General features: G+C 59.8%; 26 protein-coding genes. 15 read left to right on the top strand and 11 right to left on the bottom strand.

Features of this window, described 5'->3' with window-relative positions; all coding sequences use genetic code 11:
• Nucleotides 1–52: 52 nt before the first annotated feature.
• Together AB7535_RS15320 and AB7535_RS15315 are read right to left on the bottom strand one after the other, a co-directional pair.
• Nucleotides 53–1315, bottom strand: a complete 1263-nt coding sequence (locus AB7535_RS15320; RefSeq protein WP_441279794.1) for a site-specific integrase — start codon at nucleotides 1313–1315, stop codon at nucleotides 53–55.
• A complete protein-coding gene (locus AB7535_RS15315) occupies nucleotides 1305–1676 on the bottom strand; it encodes a toxin-antitoxin system HicB family antitoxin (protein ID WP_439036623.1) in 372 nt (123 codons plus the stop codon). The genes AB7535_RS15320 and AB7535_RS15315 overlap by 11 nt, the downstream gene beginning before the upstream one ends.
• 98 nt (nucleotides 1677–1774) lie before the next feature.
• On the opposite strand from AB7535_RS15315, the gene AB7535_RS15310 reads away from it, so the two are divergent.
• From AB7535_RS15310 to AB7535_RS15290, 5 genes are all read left to right on the top strand, one after another.
• A complete protein-coding gene (locus tag AB7535_RS15310; RefSeq protein WP_439036622.1) occupies nucleotides 1775–1981 on the top strand; it encodes a helix-turn-helix domain-containing protein in 207 nt (68 codons plus the stop codon).
• A complete protein-coding gene (locus AB7535_RS15305; protein WP_439036621.1) occupies nucleotides 1978–2349 on the top strand; it encodes a hypothetical protein in 372 nt (123 codons plus the stop codon). The genes AB7535_RS15310 and AB7535_RS15305 overlap by 4 nt, the downstream gene beginning before the upstream one ends.
• Nucleotides 2346–3044 carry a helix-turn-helix domain-containing protein gene (locus AB7535_RS15300; RefSeq protein ID WP_439036620.1) on the top strand — a complete coding sequence of 233 codons (699 nt, stop codon included), beginning with the start codon at nucleotides 2346–2348 and terminating at the stop codon, nucleotides 3042–3044. The genes AB7535_RS15305 and AB7535_RS15300 overlap by 4 nt, the downstream gene beginning before the upstream one ends.
• Before the next feature lie 75 nt (nucleotides 3045–3119).
• The gene (locus AB7535_RS15295) at nucleotides 3120–3677 is read left to right on the top strand and encodes a terminase small subunit (protein WP_439036619.1); all 558 of its coding nucleotides are present in this window, start codon (nucleotides 3120–3122) and stop codon (nucleotides 3675–3677) included.
• 560 nt (nucleotides 3678–4237) lie between these two features.
• Nucleotides 4238–5098: a hypothetical protein gene (locus AB7535_RS15290; protein WP_439036618.1), complete on the top strand. Its 861-nt coding sequence runs from the start codon at nucleotides 4238–4240 to the stop codon at nucleotides 5096–5098.
• Nucleotides 5099–5300: 202 nt separating this feature from the next.
• Here AB7535_RS15290 and AB7535_RS15285 read toward each other — a convergent pair whose 3' ends face one another.
• Both AB7535_RS15285 and AB7535_RS15280 read right to left on the bottom strand, forming a co-directional pair.
• Nucleotides 5301–6380, bottom strand: a complete 1080-nt coding sequence (locus tag AB7535_RS15285) for a DUF6161 domain-containing protein (RefSeq protein ID WP_439036617.1) — start codon at nucleotides 6378–6380, stop codon at nucleotides 5301–5303.
• 137 nt (nucleotides 6381–6517) lie between these two features.
• Entirely contained in the window at nucleotides 6518–6658 is a 141-nt protein-coding gene (locus tag AB7535_RS15280; protein ID WP_439036616.1) for a hypothetical protein, read from the bottom strand.
• A gap of 344 nt (nucleotides 6659–7002) precedes the next feature.
• Between AB7535_RS15280 and AB7535_RS15275 the strand changes: the two genes are divergently transcribed.
• Nucleotides 7003–7692, top strand: a complete 690-nt coding sequence (locus tag AB7535_RS15275; protein ID WP_439036615.1) for a hypothetical protein — start codon at nucleotides 7003–7005, stop codon at nucleotides 7690–7692.
• Nucleotides 7693–8167: 475 nt separating this feature from the next.
• On the opposite strand, the gene AB7535_RS15270 is transcribed toward AB7535_RS15275, so the two are convergent.
• Genes AB7535_RS15270 through AB7535_RS15260 form a run of 3 tightly spaced genes read right to left on the bottom strand, consistent with a single transcriptional unit; the run spans nucleotide 8168 to nucleotide 9439 of the window.
• On the bottom strand, nucleotides 8168–8470 hold the full coding sequence (locus AB7535_RS15270) for a hypothetical protein (RefSeq protein ID WP_439036614.1): 303 nt from the start codon (nucleotides 8468–8470) through the stop codon (nucleotides 8168–8170).
• A 16-nt stretch (nucleotides 8471–8486) separates the two neighbouring features.
• Entirely contained in the window at nucleotides 8487–9122 is a 636-nt protein-coding gene (locus tag AB7535_RS15265) for a hypothetical protein (protein ID WP_439036613.1), read from the bottom strand.
• Nucleotides 9119–9439, bottom strand: coding sequence for a hypothetical protein (locus tag AB7535_RS15260; protein WP_439036612.1), 321 nt, complete (start codon nucleotides 9437–9439; stop codon nucleotides 9119–9121). The genes AB7535_RS15265 and AB7535_RS15260 overlap by 4 nt, the downstream gene beginning before the upstream one ends.
• Nucleotides 9440–9562: 123 nt before the next feature.
• Here AB7535_RS15260 and AB7535_RS15255 point away from each other — a divergent pair, with 123 nt between their 5' ends.
• The 9 genes from AB7535_RS15255 to AB7535_RS15215 all read left to right on the top strand — a co-directional run bounded on the left by AB7535_RS15255 (nucleotide 9563) and on the right by AB7535_RS15215 (nucleotide 12617).
• A complete protein-coding gene (locus AB7535_RS15255) occupies nucleotides 9563–9754 on the top strand; it encodes a hypothetical protein (RefSeq protein ID WP_439036611.1) in 192 nt (63 codons plus the stop codon).
• Between the two features lie 25 nt (nucleotides 9755–9779).
• A complete protein-coding gene (locus AB7535_RS15250) occupies nucleotides 9780–10025 on the top strand; it encodes a hypothetical protein (protein ID WP_439036610.1) in 246 nt (81 codons plus the stop codon).
• Nucleotides 10022–10372 carry a hypothetical protein gene (locus AB7535_RS15245; protein WP_439036609.1) on the top strand — a complete coding sequence of 117 codons (351 nt, stop codon included), beginning with the start codon at nucleotides 10022–10024 and terminating at the stop codon, nucleotides 10370–10372. The genes AB7535_RS15250 and AB7535_RS15245 overlap by 4 nt, the downstream gene beginning before the upstream one ends.
• Nucleotides 10372–10719: a hypothetical protein gene (locus AB7535_RS15240; protein WP_439036608.1), complete on the top strand. Its 348-nt coding sequence runs from the start codon at nucleotides 10372–10374 to the stop codon at nucleotides 10717–10719. The genes AB7535_RS15245 and AB7535_RS15240 overlap by 1 nt, the downstream gene beginning before the upstream one ends.
• Nucleotides 10720–10722: 3 nt before the next feature.
• Nucleotides 10723–11025 carry a hypothetical protein gene (locus tag AB7535_RS15235; protein WP_439036607.1) on the top strand — a complete coding sequence of 101 codons (303 nt, stop codon included), beginning with the start codon at nucleotides 10723–10725 and terminating at the stop codon, nucleotides 11023–11025.
• A gap of 112 nt (nucleotides 11026–11137) precedes the next feature.
• Nucleotides 11138–11881, top strand: coding sequence for a hypothetical protein (locus tag AB7535_RS15230; RefSeq protein ID WP_439036606.1), 744 nt, complete (start codon nucleotides 11138–11140; stop codon nucleotides 11879–11881).
• On the top strand, nucleotides 11882–12067 hold the full coding sequence (locus tag AB7535_RS15225; protein ID WP_439036605.1) for a hypothetical protein: 186 nt from the start codon (nucleotides 11882–11884) through the stop codon (nucleotides 12065–12067).
• Nucleotides 12067–12252, top strand: coding sequence for a hypothetical protein (locus AB7535_RS15220; protein ID WP_439036604.1), 186 nt, complete (start codon nucleotides 12067–12069; stop codon nucleotides 12250–12252). The genes AB7535_RS15225 and AB7535_RS15220 overlap by 1 nt, the downstream gene beginning before the upstream one ends.
• Complete coding sequence (locus AB7535_RS15215; RefSeq protein WP_439036603.1) at nucleotides 12249–12617, top strand: hypothetical protein; 369 nt, start codon at nucleotides 12249–12251, stop codon at nucleotides 12615–12617. The genes AB7535_RS15220 and AB7535_RS15215 overlap by 4 nt, the downstream gene beginning before the upstream one ends.
• A gap of 44 nt (nucleotides 12618–12661) precedes the next feature.
• On the opposite strand, the gene AB7535_RS15210 is transcribed toward AB7535_RS15215, so the two are convergent.
• The 4 genes from AB7535_RS15210 to AB7535_RS15195 form a co-directional block, all read right to left on the bottom strand.
• Nucleotides 12662–13036 (bottom strand): hypothetical protein, encoded by a 375-nt coding sequence (locus tag AB7535_RS15210; RefSeq protein ID WP_439036602.1) that lies wholly within the window; start codon nucleotides 13034–13036, stop codon nucleotides 12662–12664.
• Nucleotides 13023–13544 (bottom strand): hypothetical protein, encoded by a 522-nt coding sequence (locus AB7535_RS15205; RefSeq protein WP_439036601.1) that lies wholly within the window; start codon nucleotides 13542–13544, stop codon nucleotides 13023–13025. The genes AB7535_RS15210 and AB7535_RS15205 overlap by 14 nt, the downstream gene beginning before the upstream one ends.
• Nucleotides 13545–13627: 83 nt before the next feature.
• Nucleotides 13628–14158, bottom strand: coding sequence for a thermonuclease family protein (locus AB7535_RS15200; RefSeq protein WP_439036600.1), 531 nt, complete (start codon nucleotides 14156–14158; stop codon nucleotides 13628–13630).
• A 1-nt stretch (nucleotide 14159) separates the two neighbouring features.
• Complete coding sequence (locus tag AB7535_RS15195) at nucleotides 14160–14378, bottom strand: hypothetical protein (RefSeq protein WP_439036599.1); 219 nt, start codon at nucleotides 14376–14378, stop codon at nucleotides 14160–14162.

Genomic DNA, 14378 nt, shown 5'->3' with positions numbered 1-14378 from the left:
AACGCAATGCGAACAGTCCCTGGTTTGGGGACAATTTGGGGACAAGCGTCTCTTACGGCTTGAGGAAGCCCGCCGCAAGCGCGGTGAGAGCGCTCGCAAACTTCTCTTTGGCGTCCTTGCTGCGCTTGCGCTTGCTGTAGTTTCTGAGCAGCACGGCAGGGTCATCGCCGAGGCGTTGAGCGACCAGATCGACGGGCATTCCTGCATCGAGCAACGCTGTGGTGTGGATGCCGCGCAAGGTGTGGAGCTTGATGCCGAACCCGAGAAGGTCAGCGCGGCGCCGAAACTCCTTCGAGACATTGCGCGGGACGCGCCAAGTCGTAAGGGAGATGTCCTTGCCCGGTTCAGGCGCGGCCGGGAAGATCAGCGCCTTCAACGGCAACTTAATCAGCGACAGTTCGACTTCGGCGCCATCGGGGATGCCGGAGAACAATCGCTGGTGCTTCTGCTTCTCGGCGAGCAGCATGGCGATGGTGCCGTCGTCGAGATCAATGGTGCGCCTGCCGCGCGCGGTCTTCGGTGGCTTGACACCGAGCTTGAATTTCTCGCTCGGCGCGCTCCGATCCAAGGCGCGGCGGATGTCCAGCGTCTTGTTCTCGACGTTGAGGTCGCTCCAGCGCAGCGCCAGTAGCTCGTTCCGGCGCGCGCCGGTCGCTGCCGCCAGAGCGACAAACGGATACAGCGGCGACGGCTTGAAACCTACAACTAAGGCGGCAAGTTCAACTTCGTCCAGCCCCTCGGCATGATCGTCAAGCTCGTCATCGTCGGCATCGTCATCAAGGTTGACGACCCCCGGCTTGGCGTCGGGCCGTGGAATGCGGATCACCTTGTCCATGGGATTGGCGGCGATCAGACCGGTCCTGAGCGCCGTCCCAAGGCTGGCGTTGAAGACGCTGTGGACATGCCGCGCCGTCCTCGGCGCGATGAGGCCCTCCAGCCCAGCGTAAAGATCGTCAATCTCGGACGCGGCAAGCTTCTGGAGAACCTTGTCGCCGAGCCTGGGCCTGACGTGGACGCGCAAAAGCTCCTCATACCGTTCCAAGGTTCGCTGGCCGACGGGCTCACGCCTTCGGCCCGGTGCGCCAAGACCGATCCAGCGGTCAAACCACGTGGCCACGGTAAGCTTGCTGTTCTCAACGGCGTTGCCCTTGTTGCGCACGTCCAGCAGCTCTGTGAGCTTCTTGCGCGCCTCGGTTCGCGTCGTGCGCTCGGGCAATGTGACGGACTGCTTCTTACCGTTGATGCGATAGCGTAGGCGGAATACGCCGTCGCGCTCCTCAATCGAGCCTTCTCCTTTGCCCCGCTTACTTGCCATTGTCGCGCTCTCCCTTGACCTCAATCATCAAGTCGGGCCTGCCCAAGACGCCGTAGATGCGGTTGAACTCGTCGATGACACCGTCGAGATGAGTGACGATACCGTTGTTGATCTCGTTCTTGACGGCCTGCGCCACAGCCATAGCGGTTGATTGGATCAGAGCCTCGACACCTTGATCGACGAATGTGCGCTCCAGCCGACGCACCAATTCCTGATTGAGCGAGACACCGTTCTTCTTCGCCTCGATCTCAACCTTCTTCCGCAGTGATTCCTTTAAGCGCAGATTCATCTGCGCCGTGTCGGTCACTTTTCGCTTGGCCATGCTCCCCTCATTTTTGAACGCGGTGGCACACAATAGCATGAGATATTTTAGCTCCACAAGTGGAGTTGACTCCAAATTTGGAGCTGCATTATACGGAGTGGGCCGGAACGGCATCGCTTGGTATTGGAGTAGACAGAATGTCTGAGTCAGAAGGTGCAGCACCAAAAACCCTGACCGTTGAAGAAGCAGGGTCTCGATATTTCGGATTGTGCCGACAGAGCAGCTACGCCGCCGTCAAGCGAGGCGACATTCCGTCCATCAGGATTGGCCGTGTGCTGCGCGTACCGGTCGCGGCGCTGGAGCGGATGATGCAGGAGCCAAACAAGGCGAGGACCGCGAAATGAAAAAGCCCCCGGCGATGGGAACGCCGGAGGCCTCGATCGATAACCACAACAACAGCACAGCCATTGTAGTTGATCGAGAGACTTCGGCGCAAGCCAGCAAACCCCAGCCAACTGAAATCGCTCATGTCGGCGCGATCTGGAAGAGCGCGCGCGACAGAACGCGATGTCTCCAGTTCGACATCAAGGAACTCAATGGCCACGCGTACCTCGATTGCCGGACCTACAAGCTCGACGGCAACGGCAGGATGCAGCCGACTGATCAGCGCCTGACGATCGGGACCAAGCAGCTCGCCAAGCTCGCCGACATGATCGGCAAGTCCTACCGCAAGGCTCACCAGTTGGGTTTGACGGCGGGGTCGTCGTCATGAGCGGGCCAATCATCGTCGTGGGCACCAAAGCTCGGCACCAGTGGATGAAGGCCTTCACCGCCGTGGCCAGGCGGGACCGCCGCACCCCCAGCGCCAAGAACCTCGCCGTGATGCTCATGCTGCACTTCAACGGCAAGACCGGACAATGCAACCCCGGATATGAGCTTCTCGCTGAGGAAATCGGCGTAAGCGAGCGACAGCTCATGCGCGCCATCAAGGAGCTTGAGGGAGCCGGCTGGATCAGCCGGCGCCACCCAGGCGGACACGACTACGTCGAGTTCGATCTTTTGATCCCGAACTCTGAGGTGACACGGGATGTCACCCCGGAAAGGCTGCCAGAGGTGACACGGAATGTCACCCCGAGATCATCTCCCGTGACGGATCACGTGACGCGCCGAGAGGTGACACCAAACGCGCCTCGGGGTGACATGGAAGGCCATCTAGGGGTGACATCTGATGTCCCACATAAAGAACAGGAAAGAACAGGGAAGAGAACAGGGGCGTCGCCTCCGGCGCCTGCGGCGCCTCCAGCGCCGCCAAAGCGAGCAGCGCAACTCGTGGATAGAGTCGTATTCAACAACGGAGAGGAGACGCGCGCTCTAAGCGCGCTCTCGCTTTTGACGACGACTAACTCAGGCAACGAAGAGGAGCCCGACTACTACACTGGCGACGACGACGAGGAAATTCCGTTCTGAGCCGTCATGTAAAACAACACGCTGCATCTCGGCAGCATCTTTCGAAACAAGGGTATGTCGGTGTAACGTCACGACATGGCACCGCTCCGAAACCAACGTCATGAAAACTTCTGTCACCAGATCATCGAGGCCGCCAGATTTGGCCGAACGCAGGGGCAGGCGTACTCCCGCGCGGGCTTCAAGGCGGACGGCGCTTCCGCCGAGGCCAATGCGTCTCGCTTGCTAACCGATGCTAATATCCAAGCGAGGATCGCCGAGCTGGGGCGGCCTACCGCACGCCGAACGCGGGCAACGGTGGACACGCTGGCGGCGCAGCTCGACGAGGTCTTCGCTGGCGCGTCCGGTGACAAGCAGTGGGGCGCGGCCGGTTCCGCAACCGCACTCAAGGCCAAGCTCCTCGGCTTCATGAGGGACAAGCTGGAGCTCGGCGGCCCTGGTGATTTCGCGGTGGCCGAGACACCTGACGAGGTCGTGGATCGCATGATTGAGGATTGGGGCGCTCAAGAGGCCCTGCGAGTCGCCGATCTGATCAAGCGGTTGATCGAAGAGCGAGTGGCTGGCGCCGCGTTCGATGTGACGCCCCCGGCGAAGAGATGGTCATCGATGCCGGAGCGTCGGCGCGGATTGGGATGATGGCATCACCGGATAGGTTAACCGGTGCCGAAACATCGCTAAGGCTTTGAACAACGTTGTCTTTGATCGACGAAATGCGCTTCTTGGGGACAATCTTGGGGACGCACTGCGCAAAGTGCCGACACCATTGGGTCGTCGTTGCCCATTTCGGGGCGCGTGACGACGCGGCCGATGGTACGCGAGACCGGACCATCGGTGTGCCGATGAGCTTTCTTGACCCCCGTCCCCGGGAGGGGAGCCGTCCCCCCGGGTAGGGTCTGAGTTCCCGGCTCGGCTCAGGTAAATCAAACCCCGAGCCTCAACGCCTTCGCGCTATTTTTTTGCTGGAGAATTTTTCGAGACCTCATCTGGACCCACCACAGCAGGTTCAGATACCCGCCAGATCGCGCCGGTTCGGGCGCCTGCCGTGTGGCCAGAGTTGGAGGCTTCCCATGCGCTCTCCCGGACGGCTGCTGTAGCGCCTCCGCAGGGCTTCTCTGTGGATACCGTCGGCCCGTGTATGCCAGAGTAATAGGATGCTGGCATGATCGGCTGGGGACGGCTGAAATGGAAGGGCTGCCGTGACAATACCCGATAGCGTTTCCAATGCTGTTGCGCGCCTCTGGCGCGGTCTAAAGTGGGGCGGTCGCTACCTGCGTACGGAGAAGGAGGAGCCCGTCGCAGCAATCCGCGACTGGCTCAAGATAATCATCAGCGGCCTCGTCATCGTCACGCTGTCGGTGCAGGCTCGGCAGTTGGGCATCCAGGGCGGCCAGCTCGCAACACAGGGCAAGCAGTTCGACGTGCAGGGTGAGCAGTTGAAGGTGCAGGGCGAGCAGCTAAAGCTTCAAGCCCGGCAATCCGAGCAGGCCACGCGGGCCGCCAACATGGCGCTGGCAACCCGGCTATCGGCGCAACGCGTTGATATCGAGAACGCGCAAATCAAACTCGGCCAGTTGTATCAGTCGTTTGGCGACATGATGCAGCTAACCACAAGGGGCTTCGTTAAGGGAAAAGAACTCGACCCGAACGAGTTTGCCCGCGCCCGCGATCTGATCGCGCGGGTTCGGAAGGATGCGGATGCCCTCGAAGCCTCGACCCATGCCTTGCCCTTTGGGGCCTTCCAAGCCGTGCGGAAGTATCACGCGACGGCGGCGATTTATGCCGAGAAATTCGCGCGCGATCTTGAAGACTTGCCGAAAGACGCCCGACTCCAGGCGATATTGAATCCGAACCCGGCATTCATCGAGATGTTGAAAAAGGACGGCGCCCTGGTACCCAAGGCATTACCGCGCTTCGCCGATGCGTTGAGCGGCATGGCGCGCGAAGCCTTCAAGGATCATTTCGAGGCGGTAAAAGCGCTCATCGATGCGGGCAAGGAAACCGAAACGCAGTGGGTCGAAGTCGAGCGCGCGATCAAGGCGCCGTCGTCTAACCCATGACTAGCGGCGCGCGTGACGACGAGGGCGATCTCGCTGGCAACATCCTGCTCAAGGACGACGAGGCCCGCCAGATCGCGCCGCGAGCCCGCTGGAGCGTTTTGCGTAGCCCGACGCTCCGACGAGCGAGAGCCCGTGCATAACTCACTGGCGGGCTTCTCTGGGGATACCGTCGATGGCGACATGATGCGCGCCGACGGCCTTGTCACTTGTTCCGGATCAGATCGATCACTCCGGATGGCGGCCCCTCGTCTGCGGTCTGAGGCGGGATCGGACGGAACAGGGCGTTGAGAATAATGGCGCGGTCTTGATCGGACGCCGGATGCTTCTCGTCTTGCAGCAGGCCCATGTAAGTCAGCGCGAGCGACTGTCGATGCGCGGCATCGTCTGCCAAATTGAGGTTTTGAATGAATATCCGGCTGACATTCTTGAGCAGCCAAGCATAGAGCAACGCTGGCACCGTGATCGTTGCCAAACCCGCGATCGAAAAGGCCCCGTTCGCTCCGACTGTTAATTCATGAACATTTTTGGAGATGCTCGGCCAAAAGGCGACAGTAAGCAGGAGGGGGCCTGCCACCAGACAAGCGAAGACGATGAGCCACACCCCCCACACCTTCGTTTTTCTTTCGGCAATTTTTTTCCAAGTCAGCGCCGGTTCGTCCAGCGTTAGCTTGGTTCGATAAAGCTGTTCGAGGCGACCGAATACCTCGGTTTTTTCTTGGATGAACTCTTCAAGCTCGCGCTTGGCATTCTCGCTGACTTCGACCGCCGTTGAGGCTTGCCGCATCGCCTCTGTGGTTGAGATCAGGTCTCCATATGCCTGAGTAAGCGGGTTAGCGGCAAACGCTGCTCGAAAGGGAGATAGCAGTTGATCGGCGGCATTATTGACCGACCAATCAGCGCAAAAGATATACGCCATCCAACGCGCCTGCTGCTGGAGGCTACCGTTGTTGCCCTTTGACAGAACCTTGATCTGCTGCCCTGCTTGGCCACGTCCGATGAGAACCCTAAGTTCTCTCGCGCTGGTCACGTAGTTCTCGAATGATTGGAACTCCCCGCCCTTAATCTCACGCAGCATTTCGTCGAACGCGCGGCTTGCGCCTTCTTGTATCTGCGGGTTGCCGTAATTGGTATTCGCCATGTTGATATTGCCGGAGAGCAAGCTGCCAAGCTCGGCGAAATACGACGATTCTTCTCGCAAGAAGGTTTCGAGCGCGGCGGCGTCGGGAATGTTTAGGGAGACACCTTGGCTTGGAATGCTCAGCTGATAAGGAAATGCGATCATCGCGAAACAACTATTCTCCGGCTTGGGACGCGCCCCGCCAAGGCAAATCGGCAACGGCGATTTTCATCGCAAATCCCTCCTATCAATTGTTGATTCGGTCCAGCTGCAACGAGCAGTTGTGAGCCGAATCCACAGGCTCAGTTCGCCAGCGGCTTGATCAGCCGCCTCGCGATCTCGCGCTGATCGGCGATGTATTTCTCGATCATCCGGCGCAGTTCCTCGGCCTGCGACGGCTTGGGCGACTCCTCGTCTTTGGCGGGTTCGTCGGTATCGTCCATGCCGCGATGGTCATTCGGTCCCGGGCTCTGAGCTCGATGTGGATCAAGGCCTATGGTCGGCCTCGATCTAGAGGCCCGCCAGGCCGGCGCTGCGAGCCTCCTATGCGTCGGCCGTGCTCGCCGCTCTGGGACAGCGCCCTCCGTTCATAACTCACTGGCGGGCTTCTCTGGGGATACCGTTAGTTCGTGTATGCCAGCGCAACAGGATACTGGCATCATGACAGCTGGAGAGCAGATCGCGTAGGGGGAATGCCGTGACAATATTGTCCGATGCTAGCGCGCGCCTTTGGTGCGGCGTCAAGTGGTTCGGAGACTGGCTGCGAGCTGACGGTGAGGCCCCCGTCTTGGCTGTTCGCGACTGGCTCAAGATCACCATATCGGGTGCGGCGATCATCGCGCTCATCGTGGCGGTGCGGCAGTATGGAGTCCAGACAAGCGCTCTCCTTACGCAGGGTGAACAGCTCAAAACTCAGGCTGAGCAGTTGAAGGCCCAGCAGGCGGCGCGACGGCCATGGCTCAAGGTCGGTGACCCTCGTGTCGCATCTGCTTTTCCGGTTAGCGACAACGGCGGTGCATTTGCTGTTGATTTGAAGATTGAAAATTTCGGAAGTTCTCCAGCCTTAAACGTGGAGGTGGAGGCAAAAATTCAAATGCTAAAATCCAACTTGGGCGGCGCTGCGATACAGGAAGATATCTGCAAGAAACTGAAAGAGCGACCCACTGGCGACAACGGGAACGGCTTTGCGATTTTTCCGCGAGAAAGCCGTGTTCACCGGCTCAGTATTTCAGTCCAGCCGGGAAACGTTAGCGCGGGAGTGAAGTCCATGGGATTGCCGGATCAATCGTTCGCGCCGATCATGATCGGGTGCATTCGATACCTATATCCGGGCGTGGGATCGCAGGGCGAGACCGGTTTCGCCTATGATGTATCGCATCTACCGCCTCATTCACTTTTGCAGGCGGAGAGAGGAGACGTGCCTGCCGAAGAGATTATGCTCGTCCAGCCGATGATGCTTAACAGTCGGATCAATTGAGGCAAAGATGGCAGCGAGCTTCGGCTCTCGAAGATAATGGACGGCGTTACGTTTATAAAGCTCCTCGGCTAACATGACGTCAGCCGAGGACTTTGTTGTGACATGCGAGGGGTCAATTGCAAGAAGTGACCGGATGATGTTGTCCGTTGAACGGGCCGACGAATACCTTCTGCCCCTTCTTACACTGTATTTTGCATTCGTCGGCTGCTGTAGTGCATTTCTTCAAGTTCCTGTCGCCGTCTGCCGCAGGACCGCTGGAGATGCAGGTATTTCTCCACTGGCTACAACTATCGGCAAGCGCAGATGCCCCCCCAAGGCCAACGGCTAGGGCGGTGATGGCCAATAATGTTAGAAGTCTCATCTTTCCCCCAAATTGTTACGTCGCAAATAGATTGTGCTCAGCCGATGGTTCTCGGTCAATCCGCCTTCTTAGTGATGCTATCTAATCTTGAGGCATGCTCGGAGAGACGAGCCGCTAGGTGCCTTCAATCACAGCTGCCTTCGTCCCTGCCGCAGAATAGAGATAGATCGAGTCCGTTGGGACGACCGTATCCCATGTCCAGCTTCCGCCTTGGCCGCCTGATGACGTCGCAGGATCAAGACTGGGGCCGCGCCCTTGTCCGGTCGGGGACGTCGAGAAGCCGATGGACAGTGGGCCACCTGTGCCGACGTTCTGGACCATCAACGATGACCGATACATGTTGATCGGCAGGACGCGCTGCGGAACGGACGATGCCAGCGTCACTGCGAAGGTCCGGAAGTTCAAAGGATTGGGCATCTCGAATGCTCCTCGGTCATGCCATGGCCGAGGCCATGACTGGCGCGATCATCTTCGCGGACTTGGGCGGCTCCGGCCGCTCAAGGAGCGTGAAGAGGGCGGCTTCGTTCGGGATCGCGGCCTCCAGCGCCGCGCGCGCCAGGACGATGCAATCGCTACTCCGACATTCGCGGATCGCATTCGCCGCGCGCCGGAGGTGATCTTGTCCCCAAAAGACCGGCCTCGCGTAGGTCCGGGGACGTTGCTTTAAGGTCGGAGTCCGCCGCGTACGCCTTGGCCTCGCATGTCCTTGTGACCTCCGCCAATTGTCCCATGCGCTCTGAGGATGGTTCCAGCGGCGCCGACTGGCGTCGTCGAGATTGGCGCGCCAGTTGTCGATCTCAGCGAGATTATCGACGACCTTGAGCGCCCACCACCGTTCCTGTTGGTGCAGACCATCGAGGCCGTTGCTTTCGAGCCAGAGCGCCATGGCGGCGGTGTAGCGCGTCCCAAAGGGACGGTTCGTCTCCGCCACCTTGAGACAATGCGCGCGTCCCAATGCCAACGCCTTGCCGACCGCGACCCAGTCCGAGAATGTCTTCTCGCCACGTCCTCGGAGCCGAGCCCATGCCTCGCGGCCCTCAAGGATGATCGCGCCGGACTCCTCGGTCATTGCCCGATCCCTTGAAGGATTCGCATCGTCACGGCCGCGCTCGACGTCGCCGCCACGTTGAGCCTGATGCCTGCAAGCGGCCCGGCAACGATGTTAAGCGAGCTGTTCGCCGTTGTGGCCGAAGAGAGTGGGAACCATGCAACTGCGGCCGATGCCGTCTGCTGGAGATCGTCGAGCGCGCCTTCAACGGTGTAGGTGAAGGTCCCCGAGCTGGAGCCGGTGACCGTCCATGACATGTACTTGCTCGACATCCAATCGAGATTGACAGCGCGGCCGATGCCGCTGCTCGTTAAGGTCACCGAGATCGGCATTCCCATGTTCGATCAACCTGTTGCTGGCTTCGGATGTTAAGTCGAGCTGACGCTTATTCAGTTAATTGATTCAATCACTTATCTGAGATAGTATCCTTACAATATTCCGAACACAACGGGAGAGCTTCCATGATGTTCTGGACGGACCTGGACCGCGCTTATGACGACGTCCATTCGGCGCGCGCGGCTGTCGATAAAGCCCAGCGTGACTATTCCAAGGGTGGCAGCGTCAATGCCGTCAACACCGCCGAAAAGCGGCTCGCTGATTCATACGATCGTCTTCGCGAGATCAATGGCGGGCGCGTCCGCGACATGCGCTGATGATCTCGGGAGAGATGTCAGGGAAATGACCGGCATCTCTTCTGGAAACTGTAGGGATAACATCATGACACGCGCCCGACGTTTCCCCGTCACCTTCGAGTTTCATGGACTCGAAGAGCACGAGACTGCGTTCAATGCGCTCGCCGCGAACGGGCTGTTCACCAAGTCCGACCTGTATCGAATGGCATTCGATCAATTCCTCCGGCAGCAGGGCGCATTGCCGCCGCGAGCGCCGCGCACACCGAACCAAACAATGGAGCCGTCCAGATGACCGACATCAAGCACGTCTATCAACGGGGCATCGCTCAGATGCATGCCGCCTACAAGGAGGCGGAACTGGACTACCAGCACGCCGCGCTCGCTGACGACATCGATGGCATGGCTCGGGCTGGGGTGCAGATGGCAGGACTCGAAGCAACCTTTGAGAAGTTCAACAGCATCGCCAATCGCACAGCCAATCCGCAGCAGCGGACGCCGACCAATCAGCACGGCCTCACCGCGGCGGAGAGCGAGGCTGCTCGACTTAGCGGCGTCACGGACGAGGAGTACGGCCGCAACAAGGCTCGCCTGTGGGATATGCGAAATCGCGGCCTTTATCCGATGCCGGGGCAAGGCTAATGGCGCTGACCTTCAAATCGTCACGCGCCGAGGAGCGCGTCATTATCGAGCGCGGCAAGGACGGCAGCCAGCGCGTCTGTCGCGCTGTGCAGACCGACTATAACGCGAAGATGTGGAATCTCTGTCTGGAGCATCCCGGCGGGCAGCGCTGGAACGGGACCTTCCATGGCGATGGAAACACCGTTCAGGTCGCGATGACTCAAATGATGATGGATCGCGAGGACGCTTATCGGCAGGAAGCCAATCGTGGTCATCGGCCGCCGCCGCAGTCCCGCGACTTCAATGTCCGCGTTGACGACAGCGGGCGCGCAATCGAGCCCACCATTCAAGGTTCAGTCAGGAGATAGACCATGGGGCGTCTGGAACGATTGAAGGAATACGCAAATCCCCGCCGGCGCGAGAATTGGGACGGCGAGACCTGCGACAAGGCGAACCTCGATCGCTGGAGCGAACGAGCCGCCGAGAACTCGAAACTCGCGCCGCGTGCTCGCGGCGGCGCGATGAAGCTGGCCGACACCGACAAGATGGACCTTCATTCCACGTCGGATGCTCCGCGCCGCGACAAGGACGCCGACAAGCGCGCCGTGGCCAAGGCCGACACCAACACCGATGGCGGCTCCAGCTTCATGCGCAGCGTCCGGCGGCAAGCCTGATAGGTGAACCTTGGCCACGAAGCGACGGTTTAACCCGCCGAAGTATCGCGACGGCGGTCGCGTGCCTCTCGTCACTGCCGACAGCGCGGCGGCGGAGATCGCCCAGAAGCCGGTGGTGAGCGCGGATGCACCGCCACCACCGGCTCCTGACGACCCGGTCCAGAAGGCATTGGAAGGGCAGCGCCGCGCAGAAGAGCTGCAACAGCGACAGGCCCAAGAGCCGATGAGCGTAGATCGGTACGTCGATAGCCTTCCGGGCCTGACCGATCACAAGAGGCAGTTCCTCAAAGCGCATCCCGAGATGCTCAACGGGCAGCAATTTGACCTGATGGCGCAGGCCTATGGCGAGGCAATGCGGGTCGGCTTTCAGGACGACACGCCAGAGCTTGATCGTTTCCTGGTCGAGACGGTTCGCGCCGAGTTGACCGCGCGCCATGGACGCCTTGCTGAGGCCGCGCGTTCGGCGATGGAGCCGCCGCGACGGCCCGTCCTCAGCGTAGAGCAGGAAGTCGCGCGGCTAGATGCCGAGGTCGCGGCTCATACCGCGATTGACCACGTCAACGCGTCAACGCCTGCGGCTTTCGCATCGCAATTGCCGCAGCCGGAGCGCATGCCGCGCTCGCGCTCGATGCCGATGACAGCGCCTGTCTCGCGGGACACGCCAATGCTGTCGGGGCAGCGGCCGATGTCCATGGGACAAGTGACACTGACCGCCGAAGAGCGCTTCATCGCGCGCAATTCGTTCACCGACCCGAATATGACGGACGCCGATAAGGAGAAGCTCTACGCCACCCAGAAGGCGCGTCTGCAACATCTGCGGAGCCAGGGCCTGTATCCCGAGCGGGAGCGCGGATAAATGCGTTTTCATCCCGACAACGAAATTGACGCCCGCATTAGGCGGCTGATCGGCAGCTTTTGTGAGGACCTTCGGCCATTCACCTTGGACCGCTCGCCGACAATGACCGTCGCCGAGATCGTCGCGGAGATCAGGCTGTTCTACGGCGCCAGAGCGGCGGGCGCCGTCACCATCACGGTTCATTGATGGGTATCCCGACAAGCCAGGATCACGCGCTGGCTGACATCGAAGCGCTTCATGGCGTCGTGATGGTTCGCTGCCGCGCCTTCGTCCATGCCAGGCAGAGCCGCAATCCGGCCAGCATCAAGGAAGCTCTGCGGGACTATGCCGATGCCGTGGTCGCGCTTGTGAACGAGACCATGGGTCAATGAGCCATTGGGCGGAACAGAGCAGGGCCGCCATCGAGCACGAGCGCACGCGCTTCAAGGGCTCGGACACACTGGCAAAGACGAGAAAAGATCGGTTCGCTGATCTCAATGCATGGATCATGAGCCGGAGCGGGGCTTGGCTGGTCTCGATCCCCGGGGACGTTGAGATCGTGTTGGAATGCCTGCCCAGTTCGACGGTGCCGGACGAGTTGGCGGAGCAGGGCTATGCAATGCGAGAGATTGGCGAAGGCCAGCGCATTCTTCCGCACGCCATCACCGAGACCGTGATCACCGAGGAGGGGGCAGCGCGCATAACGGTGACGCATTCCGGGATCGTTCGCGTCGTCCATTACTCGTTCCCACTGTAGTGATTCTGGGAAAAGCAAGGTGAGAGCGCCAGTAGCGGGGGGCGCTATTCTGCTGCCGGAACGTCCGAAGCGCGGATTAGGTGACTCGGAATCCCCAACTGCGAGCCGCCTCCAGAACGGGCTTCCATCTGTTGGTCATGCTCCATGATGGCGATCTTCGTCGCCAGCGAATTTAGCTTGTCATTGAATGCGCCTTGGACAGCGTTCACCGCTTGCTGAACCTCGCGTAGCGCGTCCCGCTGAGTTTCGGCTTTTAGGACTCGAAACTCGGCCTCCATCGCAGTCAGCCGTTCGTTCACCGCATTAATTGCTGCGGCCATTTCTTTCTGCGCTTGCTGGATAGCTTTTATGTGGTCGACGATTCTCAAATGATCGGCGACTTCTTCGACGGTCTTGCCGATCTTCTCACGTCCCCACATGAATCACCGATCTGAGCTGCTTACGAATTTCGGCCAGATGATCTTCTGGTGATCCTAAACCATCTATAGCCGAGCGTGTCAGAAGCTGTTTCAGCGCGTTGAGCCCATCATCTTCATTAAATGACTCTTGCGCCACAGGCGACGGCGGCGCCGACTTTAACAATTCAGCAAGCGCGGCTTCCTCTGCCAAGAAGCTACCCTGTGCTTCCCGGAAGGCTGGAGGTTCCTCAAGATTGGCGGCAGATATAGCCGCGAGAGCCGCGCGCTCGATCTTCGCAGCATGGCCAAGGCTCAGGCCAGTCTCAAACGGAGGAGACAGAGATGCGACGGAAAAAGTCGCCAGTTTAGACCAGATGTCATCAAGCCTACGCACGTAATCGCGAGTAATATCCCAATCGCGGCGAAGCTTTTCGGTTTCAGCATAAATTCTGCTGGCTTCCGCAAGAAGTGCCGTGCGCTCGTCTTGCTTTTCGACGATAGGATCATCTGGATCAGGCGGCCCAGACATAGATGAAGCTCCTTCTAGCGGAAGAGACAAGTTGAGCACCCGCTCAGCGGGTTATCAAGCCCTCAGAACGTTCGGCATGCTCTTCATCGTCCATCTTTCGTGCAGGTTGCCGAATCCAGCTTGTAGTGACCTTTGGAATGGCGTGGCCAGTCGCAGGCCTGCCCCAGCTTCACCATTTCAGCGGCGACGTCCTTGTTCCCGATGAAGCATTGCGCAACCATTCGATCCCGACTCTTTGCCGGTGAGCGGCCGTCGCAGGGTGTCCCTTCGCCGACCTGCAAGCAGTGAACCTGCTTGCCCTCGACCATATCAGCCAATGCCCCGGCTGCCTTCCCATAGCCGGGCCTGCTGCGCTCCGGGCTGTCGATCCCGCATAGGCGGATGTGAACGTCCTTCCCGTTGGAGAGCATATGGAAGCTGTCACCATCGTCTACGGCGGTCACCTCGCCGAGGTAGTCGGCAGCTGCGGCCGGCGCCGCGCCGAGGATGGCAACGACCGCTATCAGCGTCTTCGCACGACGAAGCATTACCCGGAAATCCCATTGTTGAAATCGATCACCTCGGACCAGTCCAGGCGGATATCGATCCAGCCGACCGAGCAGCACACGGAACATTTTAGGTGCGCACAGATGTCGACCCCATGTTGGTGGCGCTCAGCTCTAACACCTCGGGAACCCAATCGAGACCGCTCGTGATGATCTGCACCATCTTGAACGAGACCCGGACCACCGGCTTCGGATAGATGAATTTTGACCAGACGTTCCAGAGAAAACTCGCGGCTGAAACGACTGGTGAGAAGAGGCTGATCACTAGAGCCCAATCGGCGGTTTGCAT

Origin of the sequence: Bradyrhizobium sp. 956_D2_N1_4, from assembly GCF_052076025.1 — a bacterium.
GTDB lineage: Bacteria > Pseudomonadota > Alphaproteobacteria > Rhizobiales > Xanthobacteraceae > Bradyrhizobium > Bradyrhizobium barranii.
This window is presented reverse-complemented; position numbering and strand designations above follow the sequence as displayed.